This window comes from Streptomyces sp. TE5632, assembly GCF_054061295.1.
On record NZ_JBSSEA010000003.1, the window covers coordinates 998729 to 1011442 of the forward strand.

Genomic DNA, 12714 nt, shown 5'->3' on the forward strand with positions numbered 1-12714 from the left:
CGGCCAAAACGGCCTGGCGCGGCGACCGGTACGACTCGCCCGCTGCCGCCGAATGATAAAACGCCCGGTTCCACCGCGTCTGCCCGGTGGGCACAATGGTCATATGACCGAGCGAAAGCCGCCGGGCGTCGACTTCGAGTCCTGGGTGGACAAGCAGATCCGTGACGCCGAGGCGCGCGGGGAGTTCGAACGGCTGCCGGGGGCGGGCAAGCCGCTGCCCGCCGACCTGGAGTCCCCGTACGACGAGCTGTGGTGGGTCAGGCGGAAGCTGGCCCGCGAGGGCCACTCCGTGCTGCCGCCGACGCTGGCCCTGCGCAAGGAGGCCGAGGACGCCCTGGCGGCGGCCTACGCGGCCCCTTCCGAACGGATCGTGCGGAAGATCATCACGGACGTCAACGCCAAGATCCGCGACATGATGTTCAAGCCCCCGCCCGGCCCCCCGCTGGGCAAGAAGCCGTACGACGTCGAGGACGTCGTACGGCAGTGGCGGGAGCGCCGGGCGGGGGCGGGGGACGGGCCACAGGGCCCGCCCGTCTGACAGCCCGCCGGTTGCTCAAAACCGGTCCCGGTCAGGCGCGCAGCAGCCGTTCCGCCAGCTCGCGGTAGTCCCGCAGGGCCAGGCGCAGCTGCTCGGTGTCGGTCGCGGTGCCGGTCACGGCGGTGTCCGGGCCCTCGCCCCCGTCCGCGGTCTGCCAGGACCGGCGCAGGGTGCGGCGCCGCTCGGTCACCGCGTCGGTGAAGCGGGCGGCGAGTTCCTCCAGCATGTGATCGGCCTGCTCCACGGAGTCCCTCGGGGCGTCCACGAACCCGGCCACGGCGTGCTGCAACTGCTCGGAGAGCGTGTGCCAGTGGTCGTCCGGGAGCAGACGGGTGCCGTCCGCCCTCTCGGGGTCGCGGTCACCGCCGTGGCGGGCTCCCTCCTCGTGGACGTCACGGCGGGGGTCGCCGTGCACGTCCTCGGGGAGGCCGTCGTGGGTCCCGGGAGCGGTCGTTCGGCCGGTCGGGCGGACGGTCGTGGTGAAGGGCGCCTCGCCCGTCGGTGCGTCGCCGGGGCGCCGGGTCGTGTCGGTCATCTCGCTCAGCTCTCCTTCGCCTGTCGCCGGTGGAGCAACGACGGCATGTGGGGGGAGCGGCCGTGCGCGGCCGTCTTCCCGCGGGTGCCGTGCGGGCCGGTGCGTCGGTCTCCGCCGTCGTGACGGGACGGCCGCACCAGGTCGTCGAAGAGGGCGCGCGCCTCGACCATCGCCTCGCGCATCTCCTCGGTGTCCGCGCCGCCTTCGTGCGTGCCGTGCGTGCCGTTCGGGCCGTGCGTGCCGTCGGCGCGGGCCTGCGCCACCCGGTGCACCCGCCGGTAGCCGTCGACGTGCCGGGCGTGGTGCACGGACAGCGCGGCGAGCTGCTCCTCGTACTGTCCGCCGCCGGGGAAGCCCCGGGCGGAGGCGAGGTCGGCGAGCAGCCGGTCCGCCTCGGCGACCGCGTCCCGCGGCGAGTCGACGAACCGCTCCTGCGCGGCCGTCCAGCCCGCCTCGTACCTCTCCCGTTCGGCGCGCTCCAGCGGTCGTGTCCGCAGGTCGCCGTGGAGCTGTACGCGCTGGGCCAGTTCACGTTCGGCGGCTTCGGCGTCTCCGTCGTGCCGGGCGACGGCCCGGTCGTACTCGGGTCCGAAGCGCCGCTTCAGGTGCGCGCCGCGGTACGGACCGCGGGCGCGCAGGGTCAGTACGGCCGCCGCGACGACAACGACCGCCACGATCACGATCAAAGCGATGATCAGGCCAGTGGACATGGATGCCTTCCGGTGTGTCGGCCAACCGGCACTCCTCACGCGCCGGTTCACCAGACGGGTAGCCGAAAGGTCGGCCCGTAAACAGGAGTTGCGCATCCGGTGACGGATGGACGCAGAATGCGCCATGACGTGGACCATCCGCCCCGAACCCCCCGGCTCCCCCGTCGCCGCCGCGCTCTGGCGGGCGTACTACACCGAGGTCAGCGACCGCTGGTATCTGCTGCACGAGGGACGCCGGACCGACCCGGCGGAGCTGGAGCGCGAGGTCGCCGCCCAGTCGGGCGCCGACCTCGTGCCACCGCGGGGGCGTCTGCTGGTCGCGCGGTACGCGGGCGAGCCGGCGGGCAGCGCGGGGGTCCGGCTGCTGGACGCCGCGACCGCCGAACTCACCCGGGTCTTCGTCCACGAGGCGATGCGCGGCAAGGGCGGCGCGGCGCTCCTGGTGGGCGCCGCCGAGGAAGCGGCCCGCGCGTCGGGGGCCACCCGGCTGATCCTCGACACGCGCTCGGACCTCGTGGAGGCCCGTGCCCTGTACGCCCGACTCGGTTTCACCGAGACCGAGCCGCACAACGCGGTGCGGTACGCCGAACACTGGTTCGCCAAGCACCTCGCGTGAACCCCCCGCCTGCCCCCGTCCGAACCACCCGGCTCAACCGACGGGCGCCTCCGGCCGCTCGCCGTGCGGGCCTTCCGGGCTGTCGTCGTGCGGGCCTCCGGCTCGTGATCCGCCCGGTTCCTCCGTCAGTTCGTGCGCCAGCCGCACCAGATCGGTCGGCCGGTCCGGCCCCCACCGGTCGCCGAGCAGCTCGGCCAGGAACTCCTCCTGCGCCCGCGCCAGCCGCTCCACGACCGCGCACCCGTCGTCGGTCAGTACGAGGCCGGGGCCCCCGCGTGTGACGAGGTGCCGCGCCTCGGCCTGGCCTGCGGCCTCCAGGACGACGGCGAGCGGGATGGTGCCGTGCTCGGCGAGCAGGGCCGGTTCCACCGAGCCGCGCTTCCTGATCTCCAGCAGCAGCCAGCTCGTCGCGGGCAGCAGGTCGCAGCCCGCGCGGACGGTGGTCGTCCGGTAGATCTCGCGCCGTCCCTCGTGGGTGCCGAGCAGCGACAGCGCGCGGTCCGCCTCGTCGGGGGACGACCGCTCCACCGGCCTGCCGGCCGGCGCCCCGGTGCCGTCGGGCGCGGGGACCGAGGCGCGCAGCTTGTCCTCCTTGAGCAGCCAGGCCAGTGCGAAGCCGAGGAGGGCGAGGGGAACGGCGTACAGGAAGACGTCCGTGATGGCGGCGGCGTACGCGTGGACGGCTTCGGGGCGCAGGGCGGCCGGCAGGTCCGCCATGCCGCGCGGGTCGGCCTGCAGCGCGTCGACGGAGACGCCGGGCGGGAGCCGGGTGTCGCGGAAGGCGTCGGTGAGCCGGTCGCCGAGGCCGCTCGCGAAGATCGTGCCGTAGACGGCGACGCCGAAGGAGGCGCCGATGGAGCGGAAGAAGGTCGAGCCGGAGGTGGCGACGCCCAGGTCCTGGTAGGAGACGGCGTTCTGCACGATCAGCACCAGGACCTGCATGACCAGCCCGAGCCCGAGGCCGAAGACGAAGAAGAAGGTGCTCATCACGGCGGTGGAGCTGTGCTCGTCGAGCTGGTGGAGCAGCAGCAGGCCGACGGTGGTGACGGCGGTGCCCGCGAGGGGGAACACCTTCCAGCGGCCGGTGCGGCTGACGATCTGTCCAGAGACGGTCGAGGCCGACAGCGTGCCGAACACCATCGGCAGCATGTACACACCGGACATGGTCGGGCTCACCCCATGGACCATCTGGAGGAACGCCGGCAGATAGGTCAGCGCGCCGAACATGGCGAAGCCGATGATGAAGCTGATCACGACGGAGAGCGTGAAGGTGCGGATCCGGAACAGTTTCAGCGGCAGTACGGGTTCGGCCGCCCGCCGTTCCACCGCGACGAAGACGACGGCGAGGACGACGCCCAGCACCGCGAGGACGACGATCTGCGGCGAGCCCCAGCCCCAGGTGGTGCCGCCGAGGGAGGCGACCAGGACGAGGCAGGTCGCGACGGAGGCGATGAGGAAGGTGCCGAGGTAGTCGATGACGTGCCGGGTGGATCTGCGCGGGATGTGCAGCACCGTCGCGATCACGGCGAGCGCGACGACTCCGAGGGGCAGGTTGACGTAGAACACCCAGCGCCAGCTCAGATGTTCGGTGAACAGTCCGCCGAGGAGCGGCCCGAGGACACTCGTCGTGCCGAAGACCGCGCCGAACATGCCCTGGTACTTGCCGCGTTCACGGGGCGGGACGAGGTCGCCGACGATCGCCATGGACAGTACGACCAGTCCGCCGCCGCCCAGCCCCTGGAGCGCGCGGAAGGCGATCAGCTGGGGCATGTCCTGCGCCGTGCCGCACAGCGCGGAACCCAGCAGGAAGATGAGGATGGCGAGTTGGAACAGCCGCTTGCGGCCGTACTGGTCGCCGAGCTTGCCCCACAACGGGGTGGCCGCGGTCGAGGCCAGCAGATACGCGGTGACCACCCAGGACAGGTGCTCCAGACCGCCCAGTTCGCTGACGATGGTGGGCAGCGCGGTGGCCACGATGGTCTGGTCGAGGGCGGCGAGGAGCAGACCGAGGAGCAGCGCGCTGATCGAGACGACGAGGTTCTTGGCCGCCTGCTCCGGGGGGCCTGCGTCGGAGGGCGGCGGCCCGGCGGCGGAGGGCGGCAGCCCGGATCCGGCACCGGGTGAGGGCCGCGTGCTGTCCGCCCGCTCCGTCCTACCGTGCGCGTCCCCGGCCATGGCGACCTCCACAGGTTCTGGTTTCCCGGGTCCATCGTGATCGGTATGACCGTTTTTCTCCTGTCGAACAATCCGTTGAGCCGCCCGTCGAGCGCCTCCGGAAGACCGCATTCCGGGGGCTTGTGCATCAGGCTGTGGAGAAGATCTGCATAATCTCTGGAGATCACGAGGGGAGGGACAACGCGTGGTACAGCCAATGGGAACCCCGTGCCCGGAGTGCGGTGCGCCCAGGAACAGGGACAACACTCCGTCCTGCGCCTGCGGTCCGCGCGCGTCCGACGCCCTTCGCGACGCCCGTACGGCTCAGGCGGCAGCGGTGGAGGACTTCCATCCGCTCCGTATACGCCCATACGTGGAGTTCGACGACGGAACGCCGGCGACTACGCCGAATGCCGCTCCGGGGCACGACGCCGCGCCCGAGCACGACGCCGCACTCGAGCACGCTCCCGGGCCGGAAGCCGGACGAGAGGCCGTGCCCCCCGCCCCGGCCGAGGACCGACCGGTCGCGCCGCCGGCCGCCGCCGACGCGACCGTGCAACTGCGCGCCGTCCCGCCGGGCGCGACATCCGCGCCCCCCTCCGCCACACCCGAGCCCACGCCCGCGCCCACACCGCTCGCCGCGCCGCTCGCGCCGCCCACGACCGCGCCGAGCGCCACCGACCTCCACCTGTTCGAGGCCACCCGCCCGACCCGGACGGTGCCCGCCGCGGCGGGGCCGGCCACGGACCTGGACCCGGACGCCGGGGGGCCCACCCCCCGGGGCCGCCGCCGTCGCCGTAGCGTGCTGCTCGCGTCCGCCGGGGCCGTCGTGGCGGTGGCCGGGGCCGCCGGGTGGGCGAGCGGGCTGTTCGCGTACGAGGCGCCGTCCCGGGACGGCGCGCTGCCGGACGACGTGCGGGTGAGCGTGCCGGACATCCCGTCGGCCTCGCCCTCGGCCTCCGCCTCGCCGTCCGAGAGCACGAACCCGACGGCCTCACCGTCACTCCTGGTCTCGGCCTCGGCCTCGCCGTCCGAGAGCGCGAGCCCGTCGGCGTCGCCGTCGGTCTCGGCGTCGGAGTCCAGCGCTTCGGCGACCCCGTCGGACACGGCGGAGCCGTCGTCGGCCGCGCCGACCACCGCCCCGGCCGACGCCCTTGAGGAGGGGACGGACGAGGAGGAGCCCGAAGTCACCGGTGCCGTGCTGCGTCGCGGCGACCACGGGCCGGAGGTCGTCGAACTCCAGCAGCGTCTGCGCCAGTTGCACCTGTACAACAGCGAGATCCACGGCCGGTTCAACCGCCGGGTGGAGGACGCGCTGCGCAACTACCAGTGGTCCCGGGGCATCAGGGGCGACGAACTGGGCGTGTACGGACCGGAGACCCGGAGCCGGCTGGAGTCGGAGACCCGGGAGCCGTAGGCCGGCGGGCCGGGCGAGCGCTACGCGCCCGCGCTTCCGGCTCCGCCTCACCCACGACCACGCCTACGCCTACGCCTCAGGCTCCGGTGACGTGCAGCAGCATCGTCCCGTCCGCCTCCTGCTCGACCCGCACCCGGGTCAGGTCCCGTACCGCCACGTCCGGGGCGTGGAATCCGGCACGGGGGCCGATCCCGACCACCCGCATCCCGGCCGCGCGCCCCGCGGCGATACCCGCCCCGGAGTCCTCGAAGACCACGCAGTCGGCGGGGTCGACGCCCAGTTCCGCCGCGCCCTTGAGGAAGCCCTCGGGGTCGGGCTTGCTCGCGCCGACGGACTCGGCGGTCACCCGCACCTCGGGCAGCGCCAGCCCGGCGGCGGCCATCCGGGCCGTGGAGAGGCCGACGTCGGCCGAGGTCACCAGCGCGTGCGGCAGGCCGTCGAGCGAGGCGAGGAAGTCACGGGCGCCCGGTATCTCGACGACGCCCTCGGTGTCCGAGGTCTCCTCGGCGAGCATGCGCGCGTTGTCGGCGTGGTTCTGCGCCATCGGCCTGTTCGGCAGCAGCAGCGCCATCGAGGCGTAGCCCTGCCGCCCGTGCACGACCTTCATGACCTCGTCCCCGTCGAGCCCGTGCCGTTCGGCCCAGCGCCGCCAGACGCGCTCGACCGAGGCGTCCGAGTTGACGAGGGTGCCGTCCATGTCCAGCAGGAGGGCGCGGGCGGTGAGTACGGCGGTGGCCGTCATCGGCAGCTCCAGAGCGCGGGGGCGGGGCCGGGCCCGGGTGCGGGCCGGGCGTGGGGCCCGAAGGAGACAAGGCGGCCCCGCCCGCCGGTCAGGGAGAACGGGCGGGAGCCACTTTGTTCACCCACGGTACAAAACCTGCCCGGCATCCCGCCAGCCCCTCCGCCAACCGTTCACAATTCGTTGGCCCCGCCGCCGCTCCCGCACCCCTTCGCGGGGCCCGGGTGCCCGGCGCCCGGCACCCGGGCGGCCCTCGGGCCGGTCAGCCGGTGACCGCCTCCCACAGGCTCCACACCCCGAGCCCCAGCATCAGCAGCGCCGCGATCCGCGTGATCAGCTTCAGCGGCACCCGCTTCATCAGGGCCTTCCCGCCGACGATGCCCAGCCCTGCCACCGCCCACAGCGCGAGCACCGCGCCCAGGCCGACGGAGAGCGGGTCGTCGTAACGGGCGGCGAGGTTGGCCGTCATGATCTGGGTGAGATCGCCGAACTCGGCGACCAGGATGAGCATGAAGCCCGCTCCGGACACCTTCCAGAAGGACTGGTTCTCCGGCTTGCGGATCTCCTCCTCGTCCTCGTCCTTCCTGAACAGCAGCACCGCCGCACCGCCGAGGAAGAGCACACCCGTGATCGCGCTCACGAGCTGCTGCGGCAGCAGGGTGAGCACGCTCCCCGCCGCCACCGCGAGCGCGACGTGCACCGCGAAGGCGGCGGCGACACCGGCGAAGACGTAGGAGGCCCGGTAACGGGTGCCCAGGACGAGGCCGGCGAGCGCGGTCTTGTCCGGCAGCTCGGCCAGGAAGACGACGCCGAACACGACGGCCGTCACGGTCAGGTTGATCAACGGTTCCTCGATCGGTCGGGGCTGCCCCACCGAGAGTGCTGTGCGTTCGCGGACACCTCGGCACGGCAGCACACGTGGCACCCGCGCCGAGAGGCACGGGCGGTGCACTGCTTGCCGAAGGTCTCGCCGGCCGGCCCCTGCGGGACCTGCCTCCGGGCGCCGGCTCAGACGGGGCTGAGCAGTATGTCGACGGTCCGGCGAAGGGCTACTCCCCCTCTGCGCCGTCCATGGTACGCGAGGCGCCGCGGACCGTCTGTGCGCGCGGACACATCACACCCGCACCACATCCACACCGCCCCGACCCTAGACATGTCATGGTCGCGTCATTAACTTCTCACCGAACCCACCCCTCCCCGTAACAAAGCGAGCCGAGCATTCCCCTGCTCGCACTTCAACGGACCCGCCCCACAAGGGAGTTCGCACATGCCGAAGTTCTACGCGCGTCGACGGCTGAGCATAGTCGCGGCGCTCACCGGGCTCATCGCCTCCGCCGGAATGCTCAACGGCCCGAGCGCCTCCGCCGCCCTCCCCACCCCGGTCAGCGCCTCCACCGCCCGTACCTACCTCGCCTCGCTGCCCGTCTCCACCGAGGTCCGCACCGGCTACAACCGCGACCTCTTCCCCCACTGGATCACCGTCAGCGGCACCTGCAACACCCGCGAGACGATCCTCAAGCGCGACGGCACAAACGTCGTCACCGACTCCTCCTGCGCGGCCACCAGCGGCAGTTGGTACTCCCCGTACGACGGCGCCACCTGGAGCGCCGCCTCCGACGTCGACATCGACCACGTCGTCCCGCTCGCCGAGGCCTGGGACTCCGGCGCCCGGAACTGGAGCACCTCCCAGCGCCAGGCATTCGCCAACGACCTGACCCGTCCGCAGCTGCTCGCGGTCACGGACAACGTCAACCAGTCCAAGGGCGACAAGGACCCCGCGGAGTGGATGCCGTCCCGCACCGCCTACCGCTGCACCTATGTGCGTGCCTGGGTGCAGGTGAAGTACCACTACAACCTGTCGGTCGACTCGGCCGAGAAGTCCGCCCTCCAGGGGTACCTCGCGAGCTGCTGAGTGCCGGGTTCTCCCCGCCGACCTCCGTCGCTGCGTACCGTACGGGGCGACGGAGGAAGGGGACACCATGACCGCACTGCGCCTCGGACCACTGCTGAGGTACGTCGACGGTTCGTCCGCGACCGTCTGGGTCGAGACGAGCCGGCCGGGCACCGCCGAGGTGCGCTGCGCGGACGGGTCCGGCGGGACGGCCCGCACCTTCCAGATCGCGGGCCACCACTACGCGCTGGTCGAGGTGACCGGCCTGACCCCGGGTACGGCGACGCCGTACGAGGTGCTCCTCGACGACAGACGGGTGTGGCCGCTGCCCGAGGAGGAGCCCTTCCGGTCCCTCCCGCCCTCCGTCATCGCCGCATCCTCTCCCGTCGCCGACCCCGCCACCGACTCCACCACCGGCCCCGGCCTGCGCGTCGCCTTCGGCTCCTGCCACTGGGCGGCCCCGCCGACCGGCGAGCACGACCCCGTCGGCCCCGACGCGCTGCACGCCCTGGCCACCCGCATCGCGGCCGACCCGGACGGGGAGCGGCCCGACGTGCTGCTCCTCCTGGGCGACCAGGTGTACGCCGACGAGACCTCCGACGCGACCCGCGCGTACCTCGCCGCCCGCCGCGACCTCGGGGACCCCCCGGGCGGCGAGGTGGCGGACTACGAGGAGTACACCCACCTCTACGACGAGTCCTGGCTCGACCCCCCGGTGCGCTGGCTGCTGTCCACCGTCCCCACTTGCATGATCTTCGACGACCACGACGTCGTCGACGACTGGAACACCTCCGCCTCCTGGGTCGCCGACATGCGCGCCACCTCCTGGTGGGGGGAGCGGGTGCGCAGCGGCCTGATGTCGTACTGGGTGTACCAGCACCTGGGCAACCTCTCCCCGCGCGAGCTGGCGGCGGACCCCTTGTACGCGTCCGTCCGGGAGAGCCCCGACGGTACGGAGGCGCTGTGTGCCTTCGCCGCCGAGGCCGAGGCGGACGCGGCCTCCACCCGCTGGAGCTACCGGCGCGACTTCGGCCGGGTGCGGCTGCTGATGGTGGACAGCAGGGCGGCCCGCGTCCTGACGGAGGGCGAGCGTTCGATGCTCGACCCGGGCGAGGCGGCGTGGCTGCGCGAGCAGGTACGGGACGAGCGCGGCGCGTACGACCACCTCCTCATCGGTACGTCCCTGCCCTGGCTGCTGCCGCACCTGGTGCACGACGTCGAGGCGTGGAGTTCCATGCTGTGCCGGGGCGACAAGGGCCCCCGGTGGGCGCGGGTCGGGGAGCGGCTCCGGCGCGCGGCGGACCTGGAGCACTGGGCGGCGTTCCCGGAGTCCTTCGGGGAGCTGGCGGAGCTGATCGCCGAGGCCGGTACGGGGCCGGACGCCCCGGCGACGGTGTCCGTGCTCTCCGGTGACGTCCACCACGCGTACACGGCCGAGCCGAGCTGGCCGGGGCGGGAGCCGGACGCCCGGGTGACGCAGCTGACCTGCTCCCCCGTGCACAACTCCATTCCCCTGTCGATCCGGTTGGGTTTCCGCTTCGGCTGGAGCGCCGCCGCCCGGACCCTGGGCCGCGCCTTCGCCCGGCACGGGGGACCCAGGAAGCCGCCGGTCACGTGGCGCAGGACGGGCGGGCCCTGGTTCGGCAACCAGCTCATGACGCTGACGATGCGGGGGCGTTCGGCGGTGCTGCGACTGGACCACGCACGCACGGAAAAGCCGAGGGAGACAAGGCCGGAGACCGGAAGCGGACGGCGGACGGGGGCGCGGCTGAGGCCGGTGACGGAGATCCGGCTGAGCGATCAGCGGGGGGTGGCCGAGTGATACGGCGTCAGAAACCGTGAGATGTCCGTGAGATGTCCGTGAGATGTCTGCGGCTTGATTGCGGGGCGGCTGCGGCACGGGGTGTGGGTTCGGTCACACCGTTGAACGCGCGGGTGGGGGCGGAGCCGTATTCACGTGCGGCGGCGGACGGTCGGCCTTCCAGGAAGGCGGTTCCCCGTGGCCACATGGTGAACTCGCGAGCACGGGTCAGGGGCACCTGACGTGGGCCCACGGCTCGGCTCCGTTCCCGGACCGGTCCCCTCCGGGCCGGCCTACCGAAGGAGACCTCCCCCATGTCCGGACGCCTCGACAGCGCCCAGCCGTACGCCCTCGGCCTGTTCCGGATCGTCGTCGGGCTGCTGTTCTCCTGCCACGGCGCCGTCGCACTGCTCGGTGTGCTCGGCGGCGCGGACGGAAAGGGCGGCACCGTCGAGCTCGGCGCCTGGCCCAACTGGTACGCGGGCCTGATCGAACTCGTCGGCGGCAGCCTGGTCCTGCTCGGACTCGGCACCCGCGTCGCCGCGTTCATCTCGTCCGGCGCCATGGCCTACGCCTACTTCAGCGTGCACCAGCCCGAAGCCCTGTGGCCCGTCCAGAACGACGGCGAGGGCTCGGCGATGTACTGCTGGGCCATGTTCCTGCTGGTGTTCACCGGCTCCGGCGCCTTCGGCCTGGACCGGCTGTTCACCCGGCGCGCTCGCGCCGCGCAGCCGAAGCCGACGGAGCAGAACCCGGTCGCCGCCTGACGGACCGACAGGCCGGGACACGAACTCCAGGCACCGGGCACACGAACCTCCCGTGACCTTTCCGTCACATGCCCGGCGTAGGCTGGTCGGCTGTCAAGGCCACCCCTGCCGCTCCCCCCGCGACAACGCGGCACGGTCTGGCCCACGGGGGAGCCAAGGGGAGTTCGGGTGGAGAGTTTCGGGTTGCTGGTCGGCAGTCCATGGGTCTACGCGGTGGTGGCCCTCTCGGTCCTGCTCGACGTGTTCCTGCCGGTGCTGCCGAGCGGGGTCCTGGTGATCACGGCGGCCACGGCCGCCGCCGCGGGCACCGCGACCGACGTGCCCGACATCCTGGCGCTGACCCTCTGCGCCGCCACCGCCTCCGTCCTGGGCGACCTGGTCGCCTGGCGTCTCGCCTGGCGCGGCGGCGCCCGTCTGGACCGGGCGATCGCCCGGTCCCGCCGGCTGACCGGCGCGCAGGAACGTCTCGGCTCGGCGCTGGCCCGAGGCGGCGGCGGCCTGGTCGTCCTCGCCCGTTTCGCCCCGGCGGGCCGCTCGCTGGTCTCGCTCGGCGCGGGCGCCGCCCGCCGCCGGGCCCGCGACTTCCTGCCCTGGTCGGCGCTGGCGGGCCCTGTCCTGGGCCGCCTACAGCGTGGCCCTCGGTTACTTCGGCGCCCACTGGCTGGGCGCGTCCTGGCTCGCCACCGCGGTATCGGTCGGCGCGCTGTTCGCGGCGGGCGCGGGAGCGACCTACCTGGTGCGCCGGCACCCGGTACCGGCGGAGGCCTCGTAGGGACGGCGCGGCCGGGGCGTCGTGGTGGACCGGGACCGCCCGCTCACCCCGCCTCTCGCGCCGCGCCCGCGCCGCGCACCTCCAGGCCGTCCAGCAGTTCGGCCGTGGCCTCGGCGATCGCGTCCACGGCCCGGTCGAAGACCTCGCGGTTGTGGGCGGCCGGCGCCCGGAAGCCGGACACCTTCCGCACGTACTGCAGGGCGGCGGCCCGGATCTCGTCCTCGGTGGCCTCCTCGGGCAGGGCGGGCGGACGCAGGGTCTTGATACTCCGGCACATGCCCCCAGTCTCGCCCCGCCGGGCCCCTGCGGGCCACGAGGGTGAACCACCGGGAGACCCCGAGCAACTCACCACCCAAAATCGAACAGGCGTATCATCGGGGTGTGGCTGCGACCTATGACTTTCCGAGTGATCTCCTCGCCGGTCAGGAGGAGTTGCGTCAGGTCCAGGCCGAGTTGTCGGCCCTGTTGAAGCGGCTTCCCTGGTCGGTGGAGCCCGTCGACGGGTTCAGCGACGACACCGGCCGGCGCCGGGTCGAGCGCCCCGCCTCGCCCGGCTGGACCGACGACGAACAGGCCGAGGTGGAGAAGCTGCGGCGCCGGGAGCACGAGCTGGTGGTGTTCGTCAGCACCCATCGCTACTGGTCGGAGCTCACCGGCGCCGACCGGGTCCACGCCCGCTCCCGGCTGAAGCACGCCCACGAGAACCCGCCGGAGGGCACGGAGCGGTCCCCGTGAGGGCACCGCCGTCCACAGCGAGAAGGGCCCCCGGAACGT

At 73.1% G+C, this 12714-nt stretch carries 13 protein-coding genes and 1 pseudogene; 8 read left to right on the top strand and 6 right to left on the bottom strand.

All coding sequences use genetic code 11. The features are described 5' to 3' along the window. The first annotated feature begins 103 nt into the window (after positions 1-103). Positions 104-538, top strand: a complete 435-nt coding sequence (locus tag ACVW19_RS09710; RefSeq protein WP_457458424.1) for a DnaJ family domain-containing protein — start codon at positions 104-106, stop codon at positions 536-538. A gap of 31 nt (positions 539-569) precedes the next feature. Here the strand turns inward: ACVW19_RS09710 and ACVW19_RS09715 are convergent, their stop codons facing one another. Both ACVW19_RS09715 and ACVW19_RS09720 read right to left on the bottom strand, forming a co-directional pair. Continuing rightward, on the bottom strand, positions 570-1073 hold the full coding sequence (locus ACVW19_RS09715; RefSeq protein WP_457458426.1) for a hypothetical protein: 504 nt from the start codon (positions 1071-1073) through the stop codon (positions 570-572). Between the two features lie 5 nt (positions 1074-1078). Continuing rightward, the gene (locus ACVW19_RS09720; RefSeq protein ID WP_457458428.1) at positions 1079-1783 is read right to left on the bottom strand and encodes a hypothetical protein; all 705 of its coding nucleotides are present in this window, start codon (positions 1781-1783) and stop codon (positions 1079-1081) included. A gap of 124 nt (positions 1784-1907) precedes the next feature. Between ACVW19_RS09720 and ACVW19_RS09725 the strand changes: the two genes are divergently transcribed. Continuing rightward, positions 1908-2399, top strand: a complete 492-nt coding sequence (locus ACVW19_RS09725) for a GNAT family N-acetyltransferase (protein WP_457458430.1) — start codon at positions 1908-1910, stop codon at positions 2397-2399. Between the two features lie 33 nt (positions 2400-2432). Here ACVW19_RS09725 and ACVW19_RS09730 read toward each other — a convergent pair whose 3' ends face one another. Next, on the bottom strand, positions 2433-4574 hold the full coding sequence (locus ACVW19_RS09730) for an MDR family MFS transporter (RefSeq protein ID WP_457458432.1): 2142 nt from the start codon (positions 4572-4574) through the stop codon (positions 2433-2435). A 352-nt stretch (positions 4575-4926) separates the two neighbouring features. On the opposite strand from ACVW19_RS09730, the gene ACVW19_RS09735 reads away from it, so the two are divergent. Continuing rightward, positions 4927-5970: a peptidoglycan-binding domain-containing protein gene (locus ACVW19_RS09735; protein WP_457458434.1), complete on the top strand. Its 1044-nt coding sequence runs from the start codon at positions 4927-4929 to the stop codon at positions 5968-5970. A 76-nt stretch (positions 5971-6046) separates the two neighbouring features. Here ACVW19_RS09735 and ACVW19_RS09740 read toward each other — a convergent pair whose 3' ends face one another. Both ACVW19_RS09740 and ACVW19_RS09745 read right to left on the bottom strand, forming a co-directional pair. Further along, the gene (locus ACVW19_RS09740; RefSeq protein ID WP_457458436.1) at positions 6047-6712 is read right to left on the bottom strand and encodes an HAD-IA family hydrolase; all 666 of its coding nucleotides are present in this window, start codon (positions 6710-6712) and stop codon (positions 6047-6049) included. A 259-nt stretch (positions 6713-6971) separates the two neighbouring features. Next, complete coding sequence (locus ACVW19_RS09745; RefSeq protein WP_457464516.1) at positions 6972-7553, bottom strand: TMEM165/GDT1 family protein; 582 nt, start codon at positions 7551-7553, stop codon at positions 6972-6974. Positions 7554-7976: 423 nt separating this feature from the next. Here ACVW19_RS09745 and ACVW19_RS09750 point away from each other — a divergent pair, with 423 nt between their 5' ends. The 4 genes and pseudogenes from ACVW19_RS09750 (at position 7977) to ACVW19_RS09765 (ending at position 11940) form a co-directional block, all read left to right on the top strand. After that, positions 7977-8621: an HNH endonuclease family protein gene (locus ACVW19_RS09750; RefSeq protein ID WP_457458437.1), complete on the top strand. Its 645-nt coding sequence runs from the start codon at positions 7977-7979 to the stop codon at positions 8619-8621. A 67-nt stretch (positions 8622-8688) separates the two neighbouring features. Beyond that, complete coding sequence (locus ACVW19_RS09755) at positions 8689-10422, top strand: alkaline phosphatase D family protein (RefSeq protein WP_457458439.1); 1734 nt, start codon at positions 8689-8691, stop codon at positions 10420-10422. A 293-nt stretch (positions 10423-10715) separates the two neighbouring features. Then, entirely contained in the window at positions 10716-11168 is a 453-nt protein-coding gene (locus tag ACVW19_RS09760) for a DoxX family protein (RefSeq protein WP_457458441.1), read from the top strand. A gap of 168 nt (positions 11169-11336) precedes the next feature. After that, positions 11337-11940 (top strand): annotated as a pseudogene (locus ACVW19_RS09765) (DedA family protein). A 43-nt stretch (positions 11941-11983) separates the two neighbouring features. On the opposite strand, the gene ACVW19_RS09770 reads toward ACVW19_RS09765, so the two are convergent. Next, a complete protein-coding gene (locus tag ACVW19_RS09770; protein ID WP_279336262.1) occupies positions 11984-12217 on the bottom strand; it encodes a DUF2277 domain-containing protein in 234 nt (77 codons plus the stop codon). A 104-nt stretch (positions 12218-12321) separates the two neighbouring features. On the opposite strand from ACVW19_RS09770, the gene ACVW19_RS09775 reads away from it, so the two are divergent. Then, positions 12322-12675: a hypothetical protein gene (locus ACVW19_RS09775; protein WP_457458443.1), complete on the top strand. Its 354-nt coding sequence runs from the start codon at positions 12322-12324 to the stop codon at positions 12673-12675. Positions 12676-12714 lie beyond the last annotated feature (39 nt).

Bases quoted from the DNA above. Each gene is read 5' to 3' on its own strand.
- ACVW19_RS09710 (WP_457458424.1), top strand. From the start codon at position 104: ATGACCGAGCGAAAGCCGCCGGGCGTCGACTTCGAGTCCTGGGTGGAC.
- ACVW19_RS09715 (WP_457458426.1), bottom strand. From the start codon at position 1,073: ATGACCGACACGACCCGGCGCCCCGGCGACGCACCGACGGGCGAGGCG.
- ACVW19_RS09720 (WP_457458428.1), bottom strand. From the start codon at position 1,783: ATGTCCACTGGCCTGATCATCGCTTTGATCGTGATCGTGGCGGTCGTT.
- ACVW19_RS09725 (WP_457458430.1), top strand. From the start codon at position 1,908: ATGACGTGGACCATCCGCCCCGAACCCCCCGGCTCCCCCGTCGCCGCC.
- ACVW19_RS09730 (WP_457458432.1), bottom strand. From the start codon at position 4,574: ATGGCCGGGGACGCGCACGGTAGGACGGAGCGGGCGGACAGCACGCGG.
- ACVW19_RS09740 (WP_457458436.1), bottom strand. From the start codon at position 6,712: ATGACGGCCACCGCCGTACTCACCGCCCGCGCCCTCCTGCTGGACATG.
- ACVW19_RS09750 (WP_457458437.1), top strand. From the start codon at position 7,977: ATGCCGAAGTTCTACGCGCGTCGACGGCTGAGCATAGTCGCGGCGCTC.
- ACVW19_RS09755 (WP_457458439.1), top strand. From the start codon at position 8,689: ATGACCGCACTGCGCCTCGGACCACTGCTGAGGTACGTCGACGGTTCG.
- ACVW19_RS09760 (WP_457458441.1), top strand. From the start codon at position 10,716: ATGTCCGGACGCCTCGACAGCGCCCAGCCGTACGCCCTCGGCCTGTTC.
- ACVW19_RS09770 (WP_279336262.1), bottom strand. From the start codon at position 12,217: ATGTGCCGGAGTATCAAGACCCTGCGTCCGCCCGCCCTGCCCGAGGAG.